Raw genomic sequence first — 24,137 nt, 5'->3', positions numbered from 1 at the left:
GCGTCCCGCCAGGTTGGATTCTTCACCCAACCGGAGGTGACGCCGGTCTCGAATTGACAGAGGTTTGAGAAGAAGTGAACTCCCGCATCGCCGACTGAGATTTCTCCTGGAATAACTCCGAACTCCGCAGTGTCACACTGGCTCGTTGCAATGACGCACGAGAGAGGAGCGGGTGTGCCTGTCCAGGAAACCGACGTGGCGGGGTTGGTCGGCGAGCAGCTGACCATGTCGGCTTTCAACCAGCTTTCCGGCAGTCTGGGTGGTTATTCGTTCGTCAAGGTGGTCGTCGACCGGCACCGCGGCACGATCCACTTCCTGAACAACGCGCGCCACGAGTTCCACGCGATCTACATCGGCCAGGAGATCCTGGGCATCGCCGAGGAGGAGGTGCGCGCGCGGATCGACGAGTTCAACCAGAGCTTCTACCACGCCGCTGACCGGCGGTTCTTCCTCGGCATCCTGTCGTTGCACGAGCGCGAGGACAAGCGCATGTTCTCGCTGGAGACGGTCGAGGTCGACACCATGTCGGCCGACATGATCGAGTTCTTCTACGCCGAGGTGCGCAGGAGCGTCGACACCGCCGTTCCGTTGTTCTTCAAGCCCGCCAACCACCTTCAGGAACAGGCGGTCGCCGAGCTTCCGGTGGAAAGGCTTCCACGGATCCTGGCGCACGAATTGTTCTCCACGGCGGAGTTCGTGGCGTTGAATCCGGGCACGGCGAAGGGCCGTCTGCGCGCATTCCGCACCGAGCAGGAGTACCGGGAGAACTCGCTGGAGTGGTTCGACATCGTGGTGATGCACCGCGTTCCGGACGACATTCCCAGGCTGGCCGGCATCATCAACGCGAGCCACACCACTCCGCTGTCGCACACGAACGTCCTGGCGACCGGGTGGTCCATTCCGAACGCCATCCAGCTCGGCGCGTTCGACCTGATCGACCGCGAGAACCTCGACGGCCAGTGGGTCGAGTACGAGGTGTCGCCGAAGAGCGCGGCGGTCGGTCTGCGGCTCATCGACGAGCCGCAGGACCTCGGCCAGCGCCCCGCCTGGTACGCGCAGCGCATCACGCTGGAGGAGCCCGAGGACACCTACAACCCGATCCTCGACCTCGCCAGGATCCGCCACCACGACAGTCACCGTTACGGCACCAAGGCCGCGAACCTCGGCGAGCTGCACCACGTGCTCGCGGAGGGGTCGCGGCGCATGCTCGGCTTCTTCTCGGTGCCGCGCCCGCCGCGCGACAACCTCATGCCCTACCTGGCGAAGCTGCTCGGCACCGACGACGACCTGCTCGCCGCCGCCCAGCAGCTGCTCGCGGAACGGGTGCGGGTGCCGCGCGGCGTGGCCCTGCCGTTCTCGATGCACCAGGGCTTCCTGGAGTCGTCGCCGAAGATCCAGCAGGCCATCGGCAAGCTGAAGATGGCGCTGGAGCTCAACGCCCGCGAGATCGAACCGCTGTGCGTGGAGCTGCAGCGGCTGATCCGCAAGACCCGCGTGCCGGACTACCTGCTGTCCGAACTGGACAGCGCGATCGTCGAGAACCTGGCGGGCGTGCGGACGTTCGTGGTGCGCAGCTCGTCGAACGCCGAGGACCTGGCCGGGTTCTCCGCCGCGGGCATCTACGAGTCGTACAACCACGTCACGACCGCCGAGAAGATCGTGGAGTCGGTCAAGGAGGTGTGGGCCTCGCTCGTCTCCGCGCGCAGCGTGCGGCTGCGGCAGCAGGCGGGCATCTCGCTCGACGACTGCTTCATGGGCGTCGTCGTCCAGGAGCAGGTCGACGCGGACTTCGGCGGCGTCATGGTCACCACGAACCCCATGAACCGCAACGACTTCCGCAACGTCTACATCAACGTCTCGCCGAACGTCACGGACGTCGTCGAAGGCTCGAAGCAACCGATGCAGTACCTGTACTCCACTGTGGAGGGTGGTGGCCGCACGGTCTCGCTGGGTGACGCGAAGGAGGACCTCAGCACCAAGGCGCACGCGCAGCTGCAACGCCTCGCGATCGTCGGACGGTTGCTGCAGGCGCACTTCTCGCCGGACTACACGTTCGACTCGCCCGTCGACATCGAGTGGCTCGCCACCGACGAAGTCCTGTACGTCCTGCAGCTGCGGCCGTACTCGATCTGATGCTGGGTCTTCGCGTACCGGCGACTCCGGATGTGGCGCGTGCCGTCCGCCTGACGTACGGCTTCCAGTTCTTCTTCGGGCTGCTGCTGTGGATCCCGATCTTCTACGAGTACCAGAAGCAGCTCGGGCTGAGCGACGCCGAGATCTTCGGCATCCAGTCGATCTACTACATCGCGTTCTGCCTCATGGAGATCCCGACCGGCATGGTCGCGGACCGCTTCGACTACCGCACGTCGTTGTGGCTGGGCGCGAGCGTGCTCGTCGTGGCGAACCTGGTGCCGGTGCTCGCCGGCAACTACACCGGGTTCCTCGTCCACTTCCTGCTGATCGCGCTGGCGAGGTCGTTGATCTCGGGCGCTCAGAGCGCGTATCTGTACGAGTACCTCAACGCGCACAACGCCGGCCACCTCTACCTCAAGGTCGAGGGCGTCGGACGGTCGTACAGCCTGGTCGGCAAGATCGTGTACTGGCCGGTGATCGGTCTGCTGATGCAGTGGAACATGCCGTCGCCGTACTGGCTCACCGCGGTCAACGCGGCGGTCGCCGTCGTCCTCGCGCTGAAACTGCCGCCGATCCCCGGCTGGCAGAAGCCGGAGGGCAGGACGTCCAAGCTGCTCGCGGGCGTCGGCGGCGCGTTCGGCGCCTTGAAGAAGTCGCGCTGGCTGGTCCTGCTCATGGTCCAGGGCATCGCGATGTTCACGCTGGTGCGGATCCTGCAGGTGAACCTGTTCCAGCCGGTGCTGGAGTCGAAGCACGTCTCGGTCACCTGGTACGGCTCGGTGCTCGCCGCGATGACGATCTTCGAGGCCGTCGCGGCCGCCCGGCCGCACTGGCTGTCGACGAGGATCGGGCCCGCGAAGTCGGTGTTCCTGCTGACCGTCGTGATGGCGTTGTCGATCGGTTTCATCGTGCCGTCCGGCGGCATCGTGACGATCGTGTTGCTGTGCCTGTTCTCCGTGACGGCGGGCATGAGCTTCCCCATCCAGAAGAAGCTGCTCAACGACGCCATCCCGGATTCCCGTTACCGCGCAACGCTGCTGTCGATGGAGTCCATCATGGACCGTGCGGTGTGCGCGGTCGTCGCCGTCGCACTCGGCGCCTACCTCGCCGGCGGGCGGCTCAACGAGTTCCTGGTGCTCTCGTCGGTCGTCACGGTGATCCTGATGGCGTTGCTCGCGGGTCTGCTGGTCGCCGTCAGGACCACAAGGCGGCGACGAGCTCAGCTCGCCCGTTGATGCCGAGCTTGCGGTAGGCGCTCGACAGGTGCAGCTCCACCGTGCGACGGGTCAGGTGCAGGGTCTCGGCGATCTGCCGGTTCGTCAGGCCCTGCACCGCCATCCGCGCGACGCGGTTCTCCTGCTTGGTCAGGCCCTGCACCTGGTCGTCCTCGTCGCGGACCTCGTCGCCCGCGAGTTTGGCCAACGGGTGCGCGCTGAGCTGGCGGGCGAGCTCGAACGCGCGGCGCAGGTGCGGGGCGGCGGCCTCGGTGCGCCCCTTGCGGCGCAGGTGGTGCCCGAGCCAGTACAACGACTGGGCGTGCAGCAGCCGGTGCGGTGACGAGGCGAGAAGCTGTTCCGCCTCGGCGAGGACGTCCACGTCGTCGGTGCTGATGCCGACGCTCATCAACGCGGTCCCGATCACCCTCGTGGAACCCCACCGCTTGGCCAGGTCCAGCTCCTCGTGCGCAAGCCTGGCAGCGTCGTCGCGGTTGCCCATCGCGAGGTACGCGCGCACGGCGTGGTGCCGCCACGGCATCAGCGCGGGGTTCGGCATCTCGCGCGCGGCGAGCCGCCGACCGGCCTCCAGCAGGTCCTCCAGCGCACCCTCCGCGTGGCACGAAGCGAGCTTGAGCCGGCCTCGGGTGTAGACGACGTTGATGTGCTGCAGCAGGTCGCCGTCCTCGGTGACCAGCGGTGCCGCCTCGTCGAACTGCCCCATCTCGATGCACACCTCGGCGAGCTTCGCCGTCGCCAGCAGCACCGCGGGACACTCCGTGTTGCCCGTCAGGACCGGTGGCGTCAGGAACGTGTAGGCGCGCGCGAGATCACCGCTGTTGTGGAAGGCGGCGGCACGAGCGATCATGCTCAGCATTCCGCGGCGCAGGTGCGGGTCGTGCGAGACCGGCGCGGTGCTGTGCGTGAGCCAGAACTTGTTGATGTGCTGCGGATCGTCGGCGAGCACCGGCACCAGGAACGTGAAGAGGTACGGCTCGCCGAAGGCGTCGACCCACTCGCCGTCGAGCGCCTCCAGCGCGTGCTGGACGGCGTCGGCGGACGAGTCGCCGCTGCGGGCGTGGCCCACCGCGAGCAACGCCGACCGCGCGCGGCGCAGGTTCGGGTCCTTCGGGATGTCGCCGATGAGGTCGTCGTAGTACTTGCCCGCGCAGTTGGCCATCCGCGCGTCGCGGTTGGCGGCGAGGAGGTAGGTGGTGCAGACGATGTTCCAGACCGTGTCGCGGTCCTCCGGCAGCAGGCGGGCGACCATCATGATCGCCAGCGAGACCGCGAAGTGCGCGTCCGAGCCGGTGCACATGTTCCGGATCAACGACAGCGCGACGTCCGCGGCGAGATGCGGGTCCTCGCAGGCGGTCAGCGCGTCGCGGACGCGGTCGCGGCCGTTCCTGTTGTCCTTCAGATGTTCGGCGTGGCCGAGCTCGACCTCGATCGCCAGGCGGTCCTCTTCGGACAGGTGTTCCTCGAGCGCCCGTTCCAGGTGTTCGACGCCGCCGACCTCGCGCAGCAGGTCGACCGACCACGGCAGGCGGACGGACCTGGCCTTCAGCACGTGCTCGGCGACGCGTTCGTCGGGGGCGTCGGACTCGAACAGCAGCCAGGCGGCGCGGGCGTGCGCCGCGGACCGGACCGCGACCGGCATGTCGGCGAGGATGCTGTTGCGCACGAACGGGTACCGGAACGTCAACGGGTCGGTGTCGGCGAGCACGCCGAGGCGGACGAGCGTGTCGACGGCGGGCAGCGCGTCGAACCCGGTGAGCGCGGACAGGAGTTCGAGACCGGCGTCACCGTCGAGCACCGCGGCGGACCTCGCGACCTCGGCGGCACCGGTGTACTCGCGCAGCCGCATGCCGATCATCTCGCCGACGGCGGCCGAACCCTCGCCTTCCTCGCGCAGCAAGGCCTGCAACAGGTACGGGTTGCCGCCGGTGAGCTCGTGGCAGCGTTGCGGGTCCCGGTCCGGGTAGTTCGCGGTGAGCTGCGCGATGGCCGTGACGTCGAGGCCGTCGAGATCGATGCGGTGCGGGTGGGCGCCGGCGATCTCGGGCAGCGTCACCTCGTCCGTGGACAGGTAGCCCTGGGAGGCACCGAGAGCGATGACGACCGGCATGTCCTGCAGCCGGGGCCGCAGGTAGGCGAGCGCGCGCTTGGAGAACGTGTCGGCGACGTGGACGTCGTCGACGACCATCAGGATCGGCGCCTTGCGGGCGGAGCAGGCGGCGCGCGCGTACAGCTCCTCCAGGTCGCGTTCGTTCGCGAGGCACGGTGCGAGCTGACGGACGACAGCGCCCGGCAGGTGGCTTTCCAGACGCGCGCTCTTGGCCAGGCGCACCGTGAAGCCGCGCGCCCTCGCCTCGGCCGTGAACGCGTCGAGCAACGCGGACTTGCCGATGCCGAAGCCTCCGGTGACGACCACGCACGAGGCCGTTCCCTGCAACGCGTCGTCCAGCAAACGCCCGAGAGCTGCGAGTTCCGCATCCCGGCCGAGCAGTGGAGATGTCACCTCTGCCTACCCTTGCCTTCGGTACCGAGAGGACCGCAGGTCGAACGTTTCGGTGTTCCTTCGGTGAGGACCGTAAAGACCTGCGCTTCCCCGTCGGGCAAACTTACCCACAGGTAACGGTTAACGAAACTGTGAGCTGTGCGGGAGAGCGCGATGATCTGGGCCGGGCTGGTGCGCGGGTGGCTCCGCGTCGCCTGCGCGCTCATCGGCTCCCGGCCTCTCTCACACCGAGCGGAACAGCGGAAACAGCTCGGCGTGAGCAGACTCCGCTCGCGTCAGGGTGCCGGCCTCGGCCGGGCTGACGGTGTGCGTGGACAACGACTCCACGACCGACAGCACCGCGGCGACGGCCACGACGACGCCCGCCGCCACGAGCAGGATGCTGCGCGTGATGCGGCATGGTCTGCGGCCCGCGGGTTGGCTGACGGCCTCACGCAGCACCGGCGCGAACACGCCGAAGTCCGCCGCGTCACGCCGGCAGCTCTCGCACCCGGCTAGGTGCCGGGAGAAGATCACGTGCTGCGCGGGTTCGAGAACTCCGAGCACATACGCCGCAACATCACCGCACGGCCCCTCTGGGCTCGTGCGGTCTTCGGCGTCTTCGGGACCTGCTACGTGCTCGTGATGTGGTTGACGGGTCACCATCACGCTAGCTCCTGTCCTGCAGCGCCCGGCGGATCGTGTGCATCGCCTTGTACAGCCGGGACTTGACGGTTCCTTCCGGGACTCCGAGAACGATCGCGGCCTCCTTCACCGTTCGTCCCATGACATACGTTTCGTATATGGCTGAACGGTGTTCATCACTCAATTGGCGTACAACCTCGGTAATGACCATCACCGAAAGTGTTTGTTCCGTGTCGTCCGGAGATTCGGCGATGTCCGGACGGAGCAATTCCACTTCCTGCGGGCGCGCCTGACGGCTGCGCCATCCGTCGATCACAATGCGACGAGCAACGGTGCTGAGCCAGCCGCGCAACATCCCCGGTTCACGAACAAGGTGCGCCGAGTTCTGCCAGGCCCTGATCAACGTCTCCTGGACGACATCTTCCGTCCATTGACGGTCGTAGTTGGTCAGGCACAGAACTTGCGAGAACAACATCCGCTGGAACTGCCCGTAGAGCAGCGTGAGCAATTCCTCGTCCTGATGGACTTGCGCGACCTTGCCCTGATCACCCATGAAGCTTGCGACCTCCCCAGATATCGGCGACGCGTTCGCTTCGGGCGGCAGACCTAGCGACTCGATGGCCGAGCGTGGAATCCTGCCGATCCTACATCGTGAACACGAAATCCTCTCGGGTACGTAAATCCCGCACGAATGGTTCGCAAGTTCTTGTGTGATCCACGTCACATCACCATCTTCACATGCAGGGTGAACTACAGCCCCACCTGCACGTATCACCTTCGAAGGCAGCTCGATCGCGGGGAGGAACGGGCACTATGCGTCACCGGTTGGGCACGCTGGGGCAGCAGGCAACGCTGTTCGCCGTCTCATCTGCGGTATTTCTCGGGGCTTTGATCGGAGCCGTCCCGGCGAATGCGCAGTCGACCGACGTGCAACCGTCAGAACGTTCTTTCATGGTATCTCTGCGGCAAGCGAACTCGTGGATCGTGCCAGTCAGCAAAGAAGCTCCGGCACGCACCACGAATGCCGCCATCAGCAACGCCGGAAAGGACATCTTCGAAGGACACTCACGACTCGACGTCGACCTCCTCAAAGCCGCCGGCGAACTGGGTGTGGTCCTGCCGAACGACGTGAGCAGCGAGAACCAGGCGCTCATCAACGAGATGGCCGAACGCACCGGCGACAACCACGACCGCGCCTACGCGACGATCGTGCGACAGGCCCAGGGCAGCCTTCTCGTAATGGCCACGCAAACGCGGGCCACAACGCAGAACACCACAATTCGCACGCTGGCGCACCAAGCCGTGCAAATGCTCGTCCGAACGATGGCGCCCCTTGAGAACACCGGCCTGGTCGACCCGTCCGCCCTCGAACTCGTGGCGACCAAAGCACAGGTGAACGCGGTCCACATCCTCGGCCAGAAAATCGAGCCGTCGGACCGGGAACTGCTCGTGCTGCTCACCCAGCACTCGCTTTGGCAGAAACCGGCGAGCCGGGAGAGCTCCGACCGCGCCCGGGACGCGAAGGTCCGCAAGGTCGCGAGCCAGCTCGCCGCCGAGCACACCCAGCTCGTCTCGGCGGTCACCGAGGCCGCGAGCCAGATCGGCGTGAACCTTCCCAGCGAACCGACGACCGAACAGAAGTCCTGGGCGAACGCCATCTCGTCCAGCTCGGGCGACGAGCTCGACCGCATGTTCGCGAACCTGTCGCGGGCCGCCGACGGCTCACTCATCATCCAGGTCGCACAGGCACGGGCGACGACGAAGAGCGCCCCGGTGCGCAACGCCGCACAAACCGGTCTGACACTCCTCCTCAAGCACATGCTCCTGCTGGAGGGCACGGGCCTGGTGAAGTCGAACTCGCTGCTGATGACCGACGCCCCGGCCATCGTCGGGCCCAAGCCCAACACCAGCCCGGCTCCGCAGCCGGACGACTCCCCCACGAGCATCGGTTTCCTGACCGGAATCGCCGTCCTCGTGGTCGCCGGAGCAGGCACCCTCTGGCTCGTCCGAGCCGTCGGCCACCACGGCGAACACCGCCGTTAGCCGGCGGCCTGAGTACGCGTCGGCGTTCGTGCCGTGTCCACCAGTTCGACGGCGTGCGCTTCGGTGAGGTCGACCGCTTCCCACTTGTCGGCCAGCCGGTCGATCACCGCGGCCGGCACCGGTTCCCGGCGAGCGCGGTTGCGGGCGTGGATCACGGCCTTCGGGGCTTCGAGGCCGATCAACGTGATCCGGGCTCGGTAGTCCGCGGCGAGCCCGATGCAGCGGTCGCGCAGCTGGCGGGAGATGTTGGTCGCGTTCCAGACGAAACGCTCCCCCGACCTCAGCAGCACACGCGCTTCTTCGAACGCTGCCGTTGCCACAGCTCGTTGGTCACCGTCGGGAGCAACGCCCAGGCGTTCGCGCACGGAGTCGAGGCTGACGACGCGCCAGCCGGGCCGGTTCGCGGCGATCCAGTGGTCCTTGCCGACGCCCGGCAAGCCGGACAGCACGGTCACCTCGACACGGGTGTCGTCGTAGGCGGCGTAGTCGGGGTCGCGGCCGGGTGTGCGGAAGTACCGGAACCGGGCGTGGTCGGACGGGAAGAGACGCGGGCGGTCGAGGCAGTCGCGTTCGCGGCAGTACTCCTCGAACAGGGCGATGTTCTCGAGCACGGACTCGGTGTCGCCGCAGATCCGGCCGAGGATGTCGGCGCGGGCGAGCGTCGCCAGGTCGTCGTTGCGGGCGACCAGGCTGACGCGGAACGCGATCTGGTCGAGGTCGGGTCGTTCCAGCGCCCAGAACGGCACCTGGTGGTGACGCACCAGCGCGGCGACGTGCTCGCGCCAGGCGATCGGGCGTTCCATCTCCCACAGCAGCCTGCGCGCCAGGAGGTCGCCCGCGCGGGAGTGGCCGTGCGCGGTGATGCGGCCGTCCTCGATCTGCGTGCGGAACGGCTTCGCCACGTCGTGCAGCAACACGGTCGCGAACAGCCGCACGCGATCGGCTTCCGGCCGGGCACGCCACTCCGGCAGCGAGACGAGCGCCTCGCACGCCATCCTGGTGTGCGTGGCGACGTCGCCTTCCGCGTGGTGGACCGGGTCCTGAGGCACTCCTTCCAGAGCGCGCACCCAGGCGAACGCCGAACGGACGGCACCCCAATCGAGAGTCCACTGTGGACCAGCCGGGCAGAGTTCCTCAAACACGCGGCACCACCCGGTTCGGCAGGATCGGGCGGTCCTGCCAGTGGCTGCCCGAGTCCAGCACGGCCGTGAGGAACGTCGGACGCACCCACTTGTAGCGCTCGACCGTGCGGCCGTCCTCCTCGACCTTGATGTAGAGGCCTTCCATGTGGTCGTCGGAATCCGTTTCCGCGACAACGACTTCCGGGTCCTGGCCCGCCGTGCGCGCCACGTCGACCAGCACGTCACGCCACGCCGGCGTGCGACAGGTGGACGGGCCGATCAGCGCGGTCAACTCCTTCAGCGTCCGCAGCGGGCCTTCGTGCAGCACCGGCACCGGGACCACCGGCGTGCCTTCGAGCACCCGCCGGCGTTCCGGTGTGGACAGGAACTCCCCGGTCTCGCGGTCGAGCAGGTCGAACTCGCAGAAGTGGTGCGGCAGCGCGTCGTAGAACACGGTGTGTTTGGCGTACAGCCACTCCCCGTAGAGCACGTACCGCGTGCCGAGCCGCTCCCAGAGCACGCCCTGGTGCGCCGCGGCCCACGCCTTCAACGGCGCGAACTGCCGCTCACGCGGTCCACCGGTCAGGAAATGGCCGCGTGACTGCAACTTCAGCGTGCCCGCGGAGTCGAAACTGATACCCGCGTTGGCACCGTCGAGCTTCTCCTCGACGACGAGGTGCCGTCCCGCGATCGCGCGGAACGGCACCTGGTCGAGGTCCTCGTCGCCCGGTTGCAGGCGCGAGCCCTCGAGGTGGGGCGTTCGCGGGTACTTGCGCAACATGCCCCGATTTGTAACCCGTCCGGGCGCCCGCTCGCGAACGGTTTACGCCTGACCGACGAACGCGGCCTTGTCGGCGTTGAAGCTCGGCTCGAACACGAGCTGCATCTCACCGGGTTGCGCGCCGACGGAGTACGCGGCCTCGTAGGTGTAGGTCTTGTCCGGCAACACGGTCACCGCCGCGACCTCTCCACCGCAGCCACCGCCGGAGTCGAACACCCGCTCGGCCTTCTGGCCGTTGAACTGCGCGTTGTCGCCCATCGACATCAGCGCGGTCTCGAACGCGGCGCCCGTCCCGTTGGTGACGGTGACCTTGAACTTCACCGCGCGGGCGATGTGCTGCGGTGACGCGAACTGGCCTGGCGTGCACGGGACAGGCGCGCTGACGTCGACCGAGAGGCCGTTCGCCCACGTGTAGCGCTTGCCCCAGGTCGAAGGTGCGACCGGCGCCTCCTGCCGGGGAGTCTCGCCGACGCCGTCGAGAGCCTTGTCGATCTGCTTCACCGCGGACTGTTGCGCCACAACGGTGAAAGCGATCGCCGCGACGCACAGGACCACACCGACGATCGCGAGAACCTTGCGTGTGCCGAACAACGCGATGATGCCGAGCACGAGCCCAACGACCGCCGCGATCGCGGTGAGGTTGTTGAGGATGATGATCGGCGAACCGACGACACCGACGATCCCGAGGATCAACGCGGTCCAGGCGAGCGCACCGAACCGCGTCGGCTTCGGTGGTGCGACCGGAGGAGTGGCGTAGGCAGATTGCGTCGGAAGGGTCATCAGGGCTCCTGGCGGTTGCGAGTGTGATCACCACGTCGACAGGCCCGCTTCGCTTGTTAGCGCACCACCGCATCGTCACTCGATCGAGTTACGGCCGGCTCGTCAGCAGACTTCCGAAGGTAGCGAGACGACTACGATCCGTACAGGCTTGGCGCTGGACGCCATCCCTGAAAGGACCCTGCACATGGCACGACGACTCGTCGGATCCCTGCTCGCGGCGATCGCCGCACTCGGTGTGACGACGGCACCCGCACAGGCCGCCGTCGACTTCGCCGGCACCGTGGGCCTCAGCAACTGCTCCGGCTCACTGGTCCGCCTGCCCAGCTCGACGGACGCGGACAAGGCACTCGTCCTCACGAACGGGCACTGCTTCGAGCTCATGAAGGCCGGCCAGACGGTGGTCAACCGGCCCGAGAGGCGCTGGGTGCAGCTGCTCACCGGTTCCGGCTCGAACCTCGTGAGGCTCAACACGACCAAGCTCGTCTACGCGACGATGACCGGCACCGACGCCGCGTTCTACCAGCTCGACCAGACGTACGGGCAGATCCAGCAGCAGTACGGCACCCGTGCGCTGGAGCTGTCGGCCACGCATCCCGTGGCCAAGACGGAGATCCGCGTCGTCTCCGGCTACTGGAAGAAGATCTACTCCTGCCAGGTCGACGGTTTCGTGTACCAGCTCAAGGAAGCCGACTGGACCTGGCGCGACTCGCTGCGCTACACCTCGTCGTGCAACACCATCGGCGGCACCTCGGGTTCGCCGATCGTCGACAACGCCAGCGGCAAGGTCGTCGGCATCAACAACACCGGCAACGAGAGCGGCGGCCGCTGCACGATGAACAACCCGTGCGAGGTCGACGCGGCCGGCAAGGTCACCGTCCGCAAGGGCATCAACTACGGCCAGCAGACGTTCGACTTCGTCTCCTGCTTCGGTCCCGGCACGACGCTGAACCTGTCGCTGCCGGGCTGCAAGGTCTCCAAGCCCTGAGAACACCGCGAAAGCCGGGGCGCCCCTGCCGCGCCCCGGCTTTCCGCTCCTGCTAACGCGCCGCGCGCACGATCAGTTCGGCCACGACGTCCGGCTGAGACACGGCCACCGAGTGCGAGGCGGTCGGGGCCTCGACGACGGCGCGGGCGTGAGCGCGCTCGGCCATCCACCTCTGGGCCGCGACCGGGATGTTCTTGTCCTTGCCCGCCACCACGAAGTACGACGGGATCTGACGCCACGCGGGCTCGCCGGCCTTCTCGGTCAGCGCGCTGTCGTTGACCGGCCGCTGGGTCGCCGCCGCGAGTGTCGCGTCCTTGCGGGGCACGTCTGCCGCGAACTGCTGCCAGTACTTGTCCTGCCGGATCACCAGGTCGTTGGTGCCGTCACCGAGGTCGATGGTCTGCAGCGTGTCGCCGAGAGTGCTGCCGGGGAACTTGTTCGACAGCTCCAGCGCGCTCTCGCCGTTCTCCGGCGCGAACGCCGCGATGTAGACGAGCGCCTTCACGTTCGGATTGCCCAGCGCGGCCGCAGACTCGACCATGCCGCCGTACGAGTGCCCGGCGAGCACGATCGGCCCGTCGATCGAGGCCAGCACCTTGCGCAGGTAGTTCGCGTCGTAGGTGAGCCCGCGCAACGGGTTCGCGACCGCGACGACCGGGAAACCCTTGCGCTGCAGGCGTTCCACGACATCGTTCCAACTGGACGCATCGGCGAACGCACCGTGCACCAGCACGATGGTCGGCTTCTTGGCACCGGACTTCTCGGCGCCGTCCGCGGCGTCGGCACCCGACGGAACAGCAGCAGCCAGCGCCAGCAGGGCCCCAAGAACGGCGAACACCTTACGAACTCGCATTGCTCTCTCACTCTCTCGTCAGACACCGCTGTGGAATTGCATCGTGCTCGATTAGATCGTGCACGATGTAAGTTAACCGACGAGATACCTCGCATGCGATGTAATTCAGCTCACTAGCGCTCGGCGCCGTGCTTGACCCGGCGCAACGCCTTGCGGAGAACAGCGATCTCGTCGTCGGTCATGCCCAGCGCCTCACTGAGCTTGCTGGTCATCTCGCTACCGATCCACTGCAGCTCACGGCCTTTGCCGGTGAGCTGGACGAGCACGGACCGCTCGTCGTCGGGATGCGTGACGCGCACCAGCAGCCCGCTCTTCTCCAGCCGCTTGATCAACGGCGAGAGGGTGCTGTACTCGAGGTCGAGCTCCTGGACGAGCTCCCGGATCGGCCGCGAGTCGCGCTCCCACAGCAGCAGCATCACCAGGAACTGCGGGTAGGTGATGCCGGCCTTGTCCAGGATCGGGCGGTAGAAGCCCGTGACCGCCCGCGACGTCGTGTACAGGTCGAAGCAAAGCAGGTCGGAGACCGTGGGGGTGACGTCGGACGGCGCGTCGGGAGTGGTGCTCACGCGGTTCAGGCTACTCGGGGCGAACCGGCCAAGCGGCGAAGTCGGTTACGTTGCGCTGATGGGCGGTTCGGGCCAGGGCAGCACGGTGAGCTCCGGCCAGTGTTCACGCCAGCGCTGAGCTTTGGTCTCGTAGACGCTGCGGGGAGCCAGCACCGGGTTTGGGGCGGACGACGAGGTTGAACACGTCGGAAAGCCCGTGCGGCGCGTAGACGCGCCACCTTCCGTCACCGCCGAGACGGATGCCGAGACAGCAGGTCGTGGCTGCGAACGAGTCGATGGCGGCTTCGGTGGACGTGTGAGGCGCGCAAGGAACCCCGAAGTGGTCCTCGTACCACAGGTGCACGCGTGCCTCGTTGCGGATCTCGACGTCCACCGGCAGGTCGTGGAAGACCCGTTCACCTGCCTGGATGACCTCGTCCTCGGCATCCCACCCGAGATCGGAGTCGTCGAAGTAGAACAGGTCGTAGTCCCTGATGCCGGCTGTCGGCGGTCGGCCGGTGACCACGTTCCACACGGTCTGGAACACGCACCCCGCGGTCAGGTACCACCCCGGAAGGTCCAGCTTCGCGGCGCGAGCCAGCACCTCCACGAGCACCTCGTTGCGGGAGAGCGCCGCGCGCAACGCGTCGACCTGGTCGCCGACCCGAGCAGCGTGCCGCCTCACGACCAGGTTTCGTCCAGGGCTGACGCCTCGTCGCCGGCCGCGCGGAGCTCGTCGCGGACCACGCGGTAGGCGAGGCCTTCCGCGTAACCCTTGCGGGCCAGGGCGCCCACGAGGCGGCGGATCTTGGTCGTCTCGTCCGCGCCGGACAGGGTGCGGAGGCGTTTGCGGACCAGTTCACGGGCCCGTTCCTCCTCCGCCTCGCCGTCCACCGCGGCCACGGCCTCGGCCACCACCTCGTCGGCCACGCCCTTGCGGCGCAGCTCCATGGCCAGGGCTCGGCGGCCCAGGCCGTTGTAGGTGTGCCGCGAGCGGACCCACATCTCGGCGAACTGGGCGTCGTCGATCAGGCCCGCGCGGTCGAACTTGCCCAGCACGACCTCGGCCGCGGCGGCGCTGATTCCCTTGCGCAGCAACGCGTCGTGGAGCTCCTGCCGGGATCGGGCGCGAGCGGTGAGCAGCGCGTAGCAGATGTCGCGCGCTTTGCGCTGCTCCTCAGCCTCATCCAATCTCGCTTACCTCTTAGAACTCGACCGGCGCGGCGGGGGCCGACTCCTCGGCGTCGAGGGTGGCGCCGATGCCGAGCTTGTCCTTGATGCGCTTCTCGATCTCGTTGGCGATGTCCGGGTTGTCGCGCAGGAACTTCCGCGCGTTCTCCTTGCCCTGGCCGAGCTGGTCGCCCTCGTAGGTGTACCAGGCACCGGACTTGCGCAGGATGCCCTGGTCGACGCCCATGTCGATGAGCGAGCCCTCGCGCGAGACGCCCTGGCCGTAGAGGATGTCGAACTCGGCCTGCTTGAACGGCGGCGCGACCTTGTTCTTCACGACCTTGACCCTGGTGCGGTTGCCGACGGGCTCGCCGCCGTCCTTCAGGGTCTCGATGCGGCGGACGTCCAGACGCACGGAGGCGTAGAACTTCAGCGCCTTACCACCGGTCGTGGTCTCCGGGGAGCCGAACATCACGCCGATCTTCTCGCGCAGCTGGTTGATGAAGATCGCGGTGGTGCCGGACGCGTTGAGCGCACCGGTGATCTTGCGCAGCGCCTGGCTCATCAGGCGGGCCTGCAGACCGACGTGGTTGTCGCCCATCTCGCCCTCGATCTCGGCGCGCGGCACGAGCGCGGCTACCGAGTCGATGACCAGGATGTCGAGCGCGCCGGAGCGGACCAGCATGTCCGCGATCTCGAGCGCCTGCTCACCGGTGTCGGGCTGGGACACCAGCAGCGCGTCGGTGTCGACGCCCAGCTTCTTCGCGTACTCGGGGTCGAGCGCGTGCTCCGCGTCGATGAACGCCGCGATGCCGCCCGCCTTCTGGGCGTTCGCGACGGCGTGCAGCGCCACGGTCGTCTTACCGGAGGACTCCGGGCCGTAGATCTCGACGACGCGGCCCTTGGGCAGACCACCGATGCCCAGCGCCACGTCCAGCGCGATCGCGCCGGTCGGGATGACTTCGATCGGGGCGCGGCCCTCCTCGCCGAGGCGCATCACGGAGCCCTTGCCGAACTGCTTGTCGATCTGCGCCAGGGCCAGCTCGAGCGCCTTGTCCCGGTCGGGTGCTGCGGGTGCCATCTTCGGTCCACCTTTTGTCGTCTGCCGTTGCTTCGTCATGTTGGACCTGACGCTACTGGCGGGGTCTGACAATTTTGCGAAGCCGGGGTCGGGGCCACTGTAGCCGAACACGTGTTCGAGCACACGCGACACTCCGAACGGCCAGCTCAGCGACGATTTTCGGGAACTTCGAACGCGTCGCAGACCGCGAGCCAGACCTCTTTGGCACCGATGCCCGCCTCCAGCGCCTGGTCGGCGGTGCGGCCGCCGAGCGACGACAGCACGTGGTCACGGGCGATCATCTCGGCCCTGACCCCGCCGAACTCCCCTGCCATGAGTTTGCGGAACATGGTGATGCGCACCGGGAAACCCTAACGAACGGGCCTGCGCAGCGATGCGAAGAGGCACACGACGAGCAACGGCAGCGCGGTGAAGCCGACGATGAGCCCGAGCGCCGCGTACGACCACGCCGTCACGACGATGCCGGACACGGCGCCGCCGACGGCGCCACCGACGTTCATCACCAGATCGGACAGCCCCTGCGCCGCGGGCCGGTCCTCGACACGCACGGACTCGGTGAGCAGTGCGGACCCCGACACCAGCCCCGCCGACCAGCCGAACCCGAGCAGCACCAGTCCCGCGGCGAGCTGCGGAGCGTCGTGCGACGGCGCCATTCCCGCGATCCCGGACGCCGCCACCACCAGCGACGCGCCGATCGCGAGCACCGGCACGCGTCCGAGCCGGTCGGCCATCCACCCGAACAACGGGCTCGCGGCGTACATCGCCGCCACGTGCAGGCTGATCACGACGCCGACCACGCGCAACGACGACCCGGCGTGGTTCATGTGCACCGGCGTCATCGACATCAGCCCGACCATCGCGGTGTGGCACAACATCACTCCAACGAGTGCAAGTCGCGCCATCGGCCCGAGCGATCCCCAGATCTTCAGACCGCCTGGCGCGCCACCGCCGGCGCAGTGCGGGGATTCAACCGGTCGAGTGCTTCTCACGACGACCAGCGGGTCCGGCCGCAGCCCGAACTGGATCACCAGCACCGCCACGCCGAGCACCGCGGCCGCCAGCAGGAACGGCCCCGCCCCCACCGGCAGGCCCAGCAGGGCCGCGAGACGTCCGGCGGGATCGGCGAGGTTGGGGCCGATGATCGCGCCGATCATCGCCGCCCACACCACGCGGGAGAGCTCGCGCGCACGACGTTGCGGATCCGCCAGATCTGTTGCGGCGTAACGAGCCGCATAGTTCGCGCTGGATGCCCCTCCGAACAGAAGGAGTCCTACCAACAACAACTGCCACAACCCGGCACTCACGGCGACGGCGGCGATCACCGCACCCAGCGCGCCCATGCCGTAGCCGAGGATCAACGCCGGTCGGCGCCCACGCCGTTGCGCCAGCCGGGCACCGGGCAGCGCCAGCAACGCGGCACCGGCGACAGCCGCGGTCTGCGCAAGCCCGCCCACGGCGTCGGACCCGGACAGCGACGCGGCGATCAACGTGCTGATCGCGAGGCCGATCGTCACCGCGGCCGCCCCCAGGACCTGGGTGCCGGTCAGCACGCGGACGACCTTGCGCTGCACACCTTCGACCTGCGGCGCGACGGTCACCATGATCGCGATCGTGGCACGCTCGGCCGCGCGCCGACAGGGCCATCAGGGGGCGCTTATTCCCCCGGTTGCACGGACTTCTCGAAGAAGTCGGCGATTTCGTCCGGCTTGAGCTCGTCGGCGTTCTCCTCGGCGTTCTTGGTGAGGATGCCGAACATGGGCCGTCCCTTGGCCGTGAACACCAGCACGCCGGTGCCGCTCGACGTGGCCGCGCGGTAGTTGCCCTCCAGGCCGTTGCCGGTCCAGTCGGCCTCGACGCGGTCGGTCTGGAACGACTTCACGATCGCCTCGGCGTTGTTCTCGGCGCCGGTGACGCTGTCGGTGAGGATGTACTGGACCGCGTAGCCGTCGCGGATCGTGCAGCTCACGACGGTGCCCTTGATCTCCTCCATGCCGGTGATCTGCGCGGAGTCGGCCTTCTCGCAGCCGCCGCCGTCCGGCACGTGGCCCGCGAGCTGGCGCAGGCACCTGGTGAAGCCCTGGCCGTCCCGGGCGGTGTCGTCCTTGCACTCGTCGGCGCTCGGCAGGTCCGGGCCGGAGAACGCGAACACCGCGCCGATCACCACGGCCAGCGCCACCACCGCGCCGCCGATGCCGAGGAGGACCTTCTTGTTGTCCTTCTTCGGGGGCTGCTGCGGGAAGTTCATCGGGTAGCTGCCGCTGACCGCCGGGTTCACCGGGTACGGCCCGGTCACCGGGTAGGTGCCGCTCGCCGAGTACGGCCCGCTCACGTTCGGGTTCGGGTACGGGCCGCTGACCACCGGGTTCGGGCCGCTGACGTTCGGGTTGACCGGGTGCGGGCCGCTGACGGCGGGGCTGACCGGCGCCGTCACGACCGTGGGCGGTTCGACGTACTTGGGCTTGTCGTCCTCGGGCTTCAGCGTGATCGTCGCCCGGTCCACGACCTGGGCACCGGACGCGACGATCGTCTCCGGGTGGTCGGGGTTGGTCGGCACGATGCCGACCTTCTCCGCGATGACCTGCGCGACCAGCGGCATCCGGCAGGAACCGCCGACGAGGTAGACGTGCTCGGGCGTGACACCCGCCTTGTGCACGGTGCTGACCAGGAGCTCGGCGCTGCGGATCAGGCTCGGCCGGACCAGCGCCTCCAGCTCGGCGCGCGTCACGACGACCTTCTCGAACGGCTCCGGCATCAGCACCTCGACCTGAGGCAGCTCGGAGAGGTCCTCCTTGGCCAGGCGCAGCTCCTCGCGCAGGCCGAGGCGGGCGCGGTGGTCGTCCACGGTGACCGGGCGCAGCAACCGCTGCCAGCCGGCCGGGTCCTTGTGGGAGACGGTGCGGCCGATGTGCTCCAGCAGCGCCTGGTCCACGTCGAGACCGCCGACGTCGCTGAGGCTGCCGTCGGCGAGGATGCGGTGCTGGGCGTCGAGCACGGAGACGTCGAACGTGTCGGCGCCGAAGTCGTAGACGGCGAGCGGGCGGCCACCGCCGAGCGAGGCCACCGCGATGGCCTCGGGCACCGGGACCAGCTCGCCGGTCATGCCCGCGAGCCTGGCCGACGACAGCAGCTTGTTGCGCCTGGTCGGGCCCCATTCGGCGGGGTGCGTCAGGCGGATCTCGCCGAGCTGCGCGCCGTCGAGCAACGGCGTCACGGCCTCCATCACGCGCGCGTAGATGGCCGCGAGCGCGTCGTTGACCGGCAGGGTCGTCTCGCCGAGCTTGATCGTCGCCTCGTCGATGTGGCGCTTCGGGTTGGGCTCGTAGCGCGACGGGTCCTGACGCGAGCGCCGCTCCGCTTCCCGGCCGACGTGCAGGGTGCCGTCCTCGTCGAGGTAGACGGACGAGGGCATGGTGGGCCCTCCGTCCAGATCCACCACACCGTGGTCGGACAGCACCGCAACCGTATTGGCGGTGCCCAGGTCGACGGACAGGACGCGCACCGTGCTCCCCTCGCAGGACGTACTGCGGGTGATCGTGCCACAGCGGGCTTCGCCAGGTGCTCGGACCTGCGCAATCAGAAATTGTCAGACCCGGTTGTCATGATGGTCGGCATGGACGTGACAAAGGCTTTCTCACCGGCGACCAGGCAGTGGTTCGCCGGGGCCTTCGCCGCGCCCACCCAGGCGCAGACGGGGGCGTGGGCAGCCGCGGCGGCGGGCGAGCACGCGCTGGTCATCGCCCCGACGGGCTCGGGCAAGACGCTGGCCGCGTTCCTGTGGGCGCTCGACCGGCTGGCTTCCTCCCCCGCCCCGGCGGAGCCGAAACGACGCTGCCGGGTTCTTTACGTCTCGCCGTTGAAAGCGCTCGCGGTGGACGTCGAGCGAAATCTGCGCGCGCCTTTGGCCGGTATTCGGCAGGCGGCGCACCGGCTGGGCCTCGCCGAGCCGTCGATCACCGTGGGCATGCGGACCGGCGACACGTCACCGGAGGAACGGCGGGCGTTCGGGCGCACTCCCCCGGACGTGCTGGTGACGACGCCGGAGTCGTTGTTCCTGCTGCTGACCTCGTCGGCGCGGGAGTCGTTGCGCGGCGTGGAGACGGTGATCGTCGACGAGGTGCACGCGGTGGCGGGCACCAAACGCGGCGCGCACCTGGCGTTGTCACTCGAAAGGCTGGACGCGCTGCTCGACCGGCCGGCGCAGCGGATCGGGCTGTCGGCGACGGTGCGGCCGGTCGAGGAGATCAGCACGTTCCTGGCCGGCGGGCGGCCGGTGTCGGTGGTGCAGCCGAAGACCCCCAAGACCATCCAGGTCGAGGTGGAGGTGCCGGTCGAGGACATGGCGCTGCTCGGCCAGCCGACGGGCGAGGTGTCCGGATCGGCTGCGGGAGCCGAGCAGCGCACCTCCATCTGGCCTTCGGTCGAGGCACGGGTGCTCGAACTGGTGCGGGCACATCGATCGACGATCGTGTTCGCGAACTCGCGGCGGCTCGCGGAACGGCTGACCGCGCGGCTGAACGAGCTCGCGGAGGAAGCGACCGAGCTGGAGTCGTTCCCGGCCGAGGCCATCGGTCAGTCGGGGCTCACGGTCCAGAAGACCGCTTCCGTGGCCCGTGCGCACCACGGGTCGATGTCACGCGAACAGCGCACGGCCGTGGAAGAGGACCTGAAGTCCGGACGGCTGCCGTGCGTGGTGGCGACGTCGTCGTTGGAGCTCGGCATCGACATGGGCTCGGTCGACCTGGTCGTGCAGGTGGAGGCGCCGCCGTCGGTCGCTTCCGGTCTGCAGCGCGTCGGCCGCGCCGGGCACCAGGTGGGCGCGGTGTCGCGGGGCGTGATGTTCCCGAAGTTCCGCGGCGACCTGGTGTCGTGCGCGGTAGTGGCGGAACGGATGCAGAACGGCGCGATCGAGGCCGTGAAGTTCCCGCGCAATCCCCTGGATGTCCTGGCGCAGCACATCGTCGCGATGGTGGCGATGGAGACGTGGACGGTCGAGGACCTGACGGCGCTGGTGCGGCGGGCGGCACCGTTCGCGGGGCTGCCGGACTCGGCGCTGCACGCGGTGCTCGACATGCTGTCGGGCCGGTACCCGTCCGAGGAGTTCGGTGAGCTGCGGCCGCGGATCACCTGGGACCGGGTGAACTCCGAGCTGCGCGGGCGGCCCGGCTCGCAACGGCTCGCGGTCACGTCCGGTGGCACGATCCCCGACCGCGGGCTGTTCGCGGTGATGACGCCGCCGTCGGAGAACGGTCCCGGCTCGCGTGTCGGCGAGCTGGACGAGGAGATGGTCTACGAGTCACGGGTCGGCGACACGTTCCTGCTGGGGACGTCGTCGTGGCGGGTCGAGGACATCACACACGATCGAGTGATCGTCGTGCCCGCTCCCGGCCAGCCGGCGCGGATGCCGTTCTGGAAGGGCGACGCGCCGGGCCGCCCGCTGGAGCTCGGCCGGGCGATGGGCAAGTTCCTCCGCGAAGTGTCCACGATGGACGATTCGGCCGCTCGCGAACGGGCTGCCTCCGCGGGGCTGGACGAGTGGGCGACGGACAACCTGCTGGCGTACCTGGGCGAGCAGCGGGAGGCGACGCGGCACGTCCCCAACGACAGGACCGTGCTGGTGGAACGGTTCCGCGACGAACTGGGCGACTGGCGGCTCGTCGTGCACTCCCCGTTCGGCGCCCAGGTGAACGCGCCGTGGGCGTTGGCGATCGCGGCACGGCTGCGCGAACGCCGTGGCGTCGAGGTGCAGGCGGCGCACTCCGACGACGGCATCGTGCTGCGGTTGCCGGACGCCCTGGACCACGAGGGCGTGGAGGTGACGGCGGGCGCCGAGGACGTGCTGCTCGACCCGGACGAGGTCGAGCAGATCGTGGTGGCCGAGGTGGGTGGTTCGGCGTTGTTCGCGGCCCGGTTCCGCGAGTGCGCGGCGCGGTCGCTGCTGCTCCCCCGCCGTGACCCGAAACGCCGCACGCCGTTGTGGCAGCAGCGGCAGCGCTCGGCCCAGCTGTTGTCGGTGGCGGCGAAGTACGAGCGGTTCCCGGTGGTCCTGGAGGCGATGCGCGAGTGCCTGCAGGACGTCTACGACGTGCCGGGCCTGCGCGAGCTGATGGCGGACGTCCGCGCGCGCCGGGTGCGTGTGGTCGAGGTGGAGACGCCGTCGCCGTCGCCGTTCGCGCGCAGCCTGCTCTTCGGTTACGTGGGCATGTTCCTCTACGAGCTGGACGCTCCTCTGGCGGAACGCCGCGCGGCGGCGTTGTCGCTCGACTCGACGCTGCTCGCGGAACTGCTCGGCTCCGAGGCGATCCGGGAGCTGCTGGACCCGGAGGTCGTGGCCGAGGTCGAACGCGGCCTGCAGCGGCTGAGCGAGGACCGCCGCCCGCGGCACGCCGAGGACACCGCGGACCTGTTGCGGTTCCTGGGAGATCTCTCCGACGCGGAGGCTGTCGAACGCGGTGTGCCCCGCGAGTGGCTGGACGAGCTGGTGGCTCAGCGCCGCGCGATCCGCGTCCGGATCGCCGGTGAGGAACGCACGATCGCGATCGAGGACGCGGGCCGGGTCCGGGACGCGCTGGGCGTCGCGCTCCCGGTCGGTGTTCCGGAGGCGTTCACCGAACCGGTGGCGGATCCGCTGGGCGACCTGCTGAGCCGCTACGCCCGCACCCACGGGCCGTTCGCCGCCGCGGAGCCCGCCACGCGGTTCGGTCTGGGAGTGGCCGTGGTGACGGGTGTCCTGGACCGGTTGGCTGGCACGGGCCGGCTGGTCCGCGGCGAGCTGCGACCCGGCGGCACCCACACCGAGTACTGCGACGCGGACGTGCTGCGCCGCCTGCGCCGTGCCTCGCTGGCACGGCTGCGGTCCGAGGTGGAACCGGTCGAACCCGCGGCGCTGGGCCGGTTCCTGCCGTCGTGGCACGGACTGGGCCGTCGGCTGCGTTCGGCACCGACGGTCGACGACGTGTTCTCCGTGGTGGAACAGCTCGCCGGAGCACCACTTCCGGCCAGCGCGCTGGAGTCCCTGCTGCTGCCGTCCCGGCTGCCCGGCTACTACCCGGCGTTGCTGGACGAGCTGACGGCGTCCGGCGAGGTGACGTGGACGGGGTGTGGCGCACTGGCCGGTGGCGACGGCTGGATCGCCGTGGCACCAACGGATGTGGCGGATCTGCTGCTGCCCGACCTGGTGCCGGAGTCGATTCCCGAGTCGCCGCTGCACACGGCGGTCCTGGAGGCGCTGTCCGGTGGCGCCCTGTTCTTCCGTCAGGTCGTCGACCACATCTCGCTGTCCGTGCAATGCACGGACGCGGAAGTCGTCGGCGCGCTGTGGGATCTGGTGTGGGCGGGCTTGATCACCAACGACACGCTGTCTCCCCTGCGCGCCTTGGTGTCCGGTGGCGGTGCGGCTCACAAGCCTCGCCGCAGCGCTCCACGCGGACGCTACGCCCGGCTGCGCGCGGCCCGTCCGGACCTGCCTTCCCGCACGGGTCCGCCGACCGCGGCGGGCCGGTGGTCGCTGGCGGTGAAACCGGCGGAAGATCCGACCCGCCGGGCGCACGCCCGAGCCGAGGCCTTTCTGGAACGCCACGGCGTGCTGACCCGCGGCGCCCTCGACACCGAACGCGTGACAGGCGGGTTCAGCGGCGTCTACAAGGTGCTGCGCGCGATGGAGGAATCCGGCCAGGTGATCCGCGGCTACGTCGTCGAGGGGCTGGGTGCCGCCCAGTTCGCGGCGCGGGGTGCGGTGGACCGCCTGCGGGCGTTGTCGCGCCCGCCCGGCCAACCAGCGCAGGCCGACCAGTCGGCGGTCGTCCTCGCCGCGGCCGACCCGGCCCAGCCCTACGGTGCCGCGCTGCCGTGGCCGGATCCGTTGGGAGAAGGCAAACATCGCCCGGCGCGCAAGGCCGGAGCGCTGGCGGTGCTGGTCGACGGCAGTCCGGCGCTGTACGTCGAGCGGGGCGGCAAGTCCCTGCTGTCGTTCACCGACGACGACCCGACGCTGCGCGTCGCCGCGAACGCGTTGAGCCGGGCGGTCCGCGACGGCTGGCTGGGACAGTTGGCCGTGCAGCGAGCCGACGGCGAGGTCGCGCTGACCTCGCACCTCGCTTCCGTCCTGCAGGAGGCGGGCTTCCGTGCCACACCGAAAGGCCTTCGACTACGCGCCTGACCCAGCCTCCTCATTCCTCTCTGCGCACCGGCGCTCGGTGTCGCCGGTGCGCACTCGCCGGGGTCCTCGACCGCGTTCCGGTCCGCACGCCCGCGCTCCGCATATATGCGGGAGGAGCGAACCCGGCGAAT

The 24,137-nt window shown here is 68.9% G+C and carries 19 protein-coding genes; 5 read left to right on the top strand and 14 right to left on the bottom strand.

Annotated features, from left to right (window positions below):
• Nucleotides 1-174: 174 nt before the first annotated feature.
• Both ABZV40_RS21545 and ABZV40_RS21540 read left to right on the top strand, forming a co-directional pair.
• On the top strand, nt 175-2,133 hold the full coding sequence (locus ABZV40_RS21545) for a PEP/pyruvate-binding domain-containing protein (RefSeq protein ID WP_355444115.1): 1,959 nt from the start codon (nt 175-177) through the stop codon (nt 2,131-2,133).
• Entirely contained in the window at nt 2,133-3,368 is a 1,236-nt protein-coding gene (locus ABZV40_RS21540) for an MFS transporter (protein ID WP_355444112.1), read from the top strand. The genes ABZV40_RS21545 and ABZV40_RS21540 overlap by 1 nt, the downstream gene beginning before the upstream one ends.
• On the opposite strand, the gene ABZV40_RS21535 is transcribed toward ABZV40_RS21540, so the two are convergent.
• From ABZV40_RS21535 to ABZV40_RS21525, 3 genes are all read right to left on the bottom strand, one after another.
• The gene (locus ABZV40_RS21535; protein WP_355444109.1) at nt 3,328-5,868 is read right to left on the bottom strand and encodes a LuxR C-terminal-related transcriptional regulator; all 2,541 of its coding nucleotides are present in this window, start codon (nt 5,866-5,868) and stop codon (nt 3,328-3,330) included. The two genes, ABZV40_RS21540 and ABZV40_RS21535, sit on opposite strands and share 41 nt — an antisense overlap.
• Before the next feature lie 222 nt (nt 5,869-6,090).
• A complete protein-coding gene (locus tag ABZV40_RS21530; protein ID WP_355444106.1) occupies nt 6,091-6,414 on the bottom strand; it encodes a hypothetical protein in 324 nt (107 codons plus the stop codon).
• Between the two features lie 103 nt (nt 6,415-6,517).
• Nucleotides 6,518-7,045, bottom strand: a complete 528-nt coding sequence (locus ABZV40_RS21525) for a sigma-70 family RNA polymerase sigma factor (RefSeq protein WP_355444104.1) — start codon at nt 7,043-7,045, stop codon at nt 6,518-6,520.
• 185 nt (nt 7,046-7,230) lie between these two features.
• On the opposite strand from ABZV40_RS21525, the gene ABZV40_RS21520 reads away from it, so the two are divergent.
• Entirely contained in the window at nt 7,231-8,535 is a 1,305-nt protein-coding gene (locus ABZV40_RS21520; RefSeq protein WP_355444101.1) for a DUF4142 domain-containing protein, read from the top strand.
• On the opposite strand, the gene ABZV40_RS21515 is transcribed toward ABZV40_RS21520, so the two are convergent.
• From ABZV40_RS21515 to ABZV40_RS21505, 3 genes are read right to left on the bottom strand one after another with little or no spacing between them, the layout of a single operon-like run.
• Complete coding sequence (locus tag ABZV40_RS21515) at nt 8,532-9,677, bottom strand: AAA family ATPase (RefSeq protein ID WP_355444098.1); 1,146 nt, start codon at nt 9,675-9,677, stop codon at nt 8,532-8,534. The two genes, ABZV40_RS21520 and ABZV40_RS21515, sit on opposite strands and share 4 nt — an antisense overlap.
• A complete protein-coding gene (locus ABZV40_RS21510; protein WP_355444095.1) occupies nt 9,670-10,437 on the bottom strand; it encodes an RNA ligase family protein in 768 nt (255 codons plus the stop codon). The genes ABZV40_RS21515 and ABZV40_RS21510 overlap by 8 nt, the downstream gene beginning before the upstream one ends.
• A gap of 42 nt (nt 10,438-10,479) precedes the next feature.
• Nucleotides 10,480-11,217 (bottom strand): DUF4190 domain-containing protein, encoded by a 738-nt coding sequence (locus ABZV40_RS21505; RefSeq protein ID WP_355444091.1) that lies wholly within the window; start codon nt 11,215-11,217, stop codon nt 10,480-10,482.
• 184 nt (nt 11,218-11,401) lie between these two features.
• Between ABZV40_RS21505 and ABZV40_RS21500 the strand changes: the two genes are divergently transcribed.
• Nucleotides 11,402-12,202 carry a serine protease gene (locus ABZV40_RS21500; protein ID WP_355444088.1) on the top strand — a complete coding sequence of 267 codons (801 nt, stop codon included), beginning with the start codon at nt 11,402-11,404 and terminating at the stop codon, nt 12,200-12,202.
• A gap of 52 nt (nt 12,203-12,254) precedes the next feature.
• On the opposite strand, the gene ABZV40_RS21495 is transcribed toward ABZV40_RS21500, so the two are convergent.
• From ABZV40_RS21495 to ABZV40_RS21460, 8 genes are all read right to left on the bottom strand, one after another.
• Complete coding sequence (locus tag ABZV40_RS21495) at nt 12,255-13,055, bottom strand: alpha/beta hydrolase (protein WP_355444085.1); 801 nt, start codon at nt 13,053-13,055, stop codon at nt 12,255-12,257.
• 113 nt (nt 13,056-13,168) lie between these two features.
• Nucleotides 13,169-13,621, bottom strand: coding sequence for a MarR family transcriptional regulator (locus tag ABZV40_RS21490; protein ID WP_355444082.1), 453 nt, complete (start codon nt 13,619-13,621; stop codon nt 13,169-13,171).
• A gap of 103 nt (nt 13,622-13,724) precedes the next feature.
• Nucleotides 13,725-14,285, bottom strand: coding sequence for a nucleotidyltransferase family protein (locus ABZV40_RS21485; RefSeq protein WP_355444079.1), 561 nt, complete (start codon nt 14,283-14,285; stop codon nt 13,725-13,727).
• Nucleotides 14,282-14,791: a regulatory protein RecX gene (locus tag ABZV40_RS21480; protein ID WP_355444076.1), complete on the bottom strand. Its 510-nt coding sequence runs from the start codon at nt 14,789-14,791 to the stop codon at nt 14,282-14,284. Before ABZV40_RS21480 ends, ABZV40_RS21485 begins: the two co-directional genes overlap by 4 nt.
• A gap of 13 nt (nt 14,792-14,804) precedes the next feature.
• On the bottom strand, nt 14,805-15,851 hold the full coding sequence (recA, locus tag ABZV40_RS21475) for a recombinase RecA (RefSeq protein WP_355444073.1): 1,047 nt from the start codon (nt 15,849-15,851) through the stop codon (nt 14,805-14,807).
• A 146-nt stretch (nt 15,852-15,997) separates the two neighbouring features.
• The gene (locus ABZV40_RS21470; RefSeq protein ID WP_355444070.1) at nt 15,998-16,192 is read right to left on the bottom strand and encodes a DUF3046 domain-containing protein; all 195 of its coding nucleotides are present in this window, start codon (nt 16,190-16,192) and stop codon (nt 15,998-16,000) included.
• A gap of 9 nt (nt 16,193-16,201) precedes the next feature.
• A complete protein-coding gene (locus ABZV40_RS21465) occupies nt 16,202-17,452 on the bottom strand; it encodes an MFS transporter (protein ID WP_355444067.1) in 1,251 nt (416 codons plus the stop codon).
• A 53-nt stretch (nt 17,453-17,505) separates the two neighbouring features.
• Nucleotides 17,506-19,350 (bottom strand): Hsp70 family protein, encoded by a 1,845-nt coding sequence (locus tag ABZV40_RS21460; RefSeq protein ID WP_355444064.1) that lies wholly within the window; start codon nt 19,348-19,350, stop codon nt 17,506-17,508.
• A 111-nt stretch (nt 19,351-19,461) separates the two neighbouring features.
• Between ABZV40_RS21460 and ABZV40_RS21455 the strand changes: the two genes are divergently transcribed.
• Complete coding sequence (locus ABZV40_RS21455; RefSeq protein WP_355444061.1) at nt 19,462-24,006, top strand: ATP-dependent helicase; 4,545 nt, start codon at nt 19,462-19,464, stop codon at nt 24,004-24,006.
• Nucleotides 24,007-24,137: the final 131 nt, after the last annotated feature.

Source organism: Lentzea sp. NPDC004782 (assembly GCF_040609115.1).
Taxonomy (GTDB): Bacteria; Actinomycetota; Actinomycetes; order Mycobacteriales; family Pseudonocardiaceae; genus Lentzea.
The sequence above is the reverse complement of the archived record's forward strand: the minus strand, read 5'-3'. Positions and strand labels throughout refer to the sequence as shown.

What these genes read in the sequence shown, in the direction of transcription:
- recA (WP_355444073.1), bottom strand. Translation starts at nt 15,851, where the DNA reads ATGGCACCCGCAGCACCCGACCGGGACAAGGCGCTCGAGCTGGCCCTG.
- ABZV40_RS21525 (WP_355444104.1), bottom strand. Translation starts at nt 7,045, where the DNA reads ATGGGTGATCAGGGCAAGGTCGCGCAAGTCCATCAGGACGAGGAATTG.
- ABZV40_RS21540 (WP_355444112.1), top strand. Translation starts at nt 2,133, where the DNA reads ATGCTGGGTCTTCGCGTACCGGCGACTCCGGATGTGGCGCGTGCCGTC.
- ABZV40_RS21495 (WP_355444085.1), bottom strand. Translation starts at nt 13,055, where the DNA reads ATGCGAGTTCGTAAGGTGTTCGCCGTTCTTGGGGCCCTGCTGGCGCTG.
- ABZV40_RS21465 (WP_355444067.1), bottom strand. Translation starts at nt 17,452, where the DNA reads ATGGTGACCGTCGCGCCGCAGGTCGAAGGTGTGCAGCGCAAGGTCGTC.
- ABZV40_RS21455 (WP_355444061.1), top strand. Translation starts at nt 19,462, where the DNA reads ATGGACGTGACAAAGGCTTTCTCACCGGCGACCAGGCAGTGGTTCGCC.
- ABZV40_RS21505 (WP_355444091.1), bottom strand. Translation starts at nt 11,217, where the DNA reads ATGACCCTTCCGACGCAATCTGCCTACGCCACTCCTCCGGTCGCACCA.
- ABZV40_RS21500 (WP_355444088.1), top strand. Translation starts at nt 11,402, where the DNA reads ATGGCACGACGACTCGTCGGATCCCTGCTCGCGGCGATCGCCGCACTC.
- ABZV40_RS21510 (WP_355444095.1), bottom strand. Translation starts at nt 10,437, where the DNA reads ATGTTGCGCAAGTACCCGCGAACGCCCCACCTCGAGGGCTCGCGCCTG.
- ABZV40_RS21520 (WP_355444101.1), top strand. Translation starts at nt 7,231, where the DNA reads ATGCAGGGTGAACTACAGCCCCACCTGCACGTATCACCTTCGAAGGCA.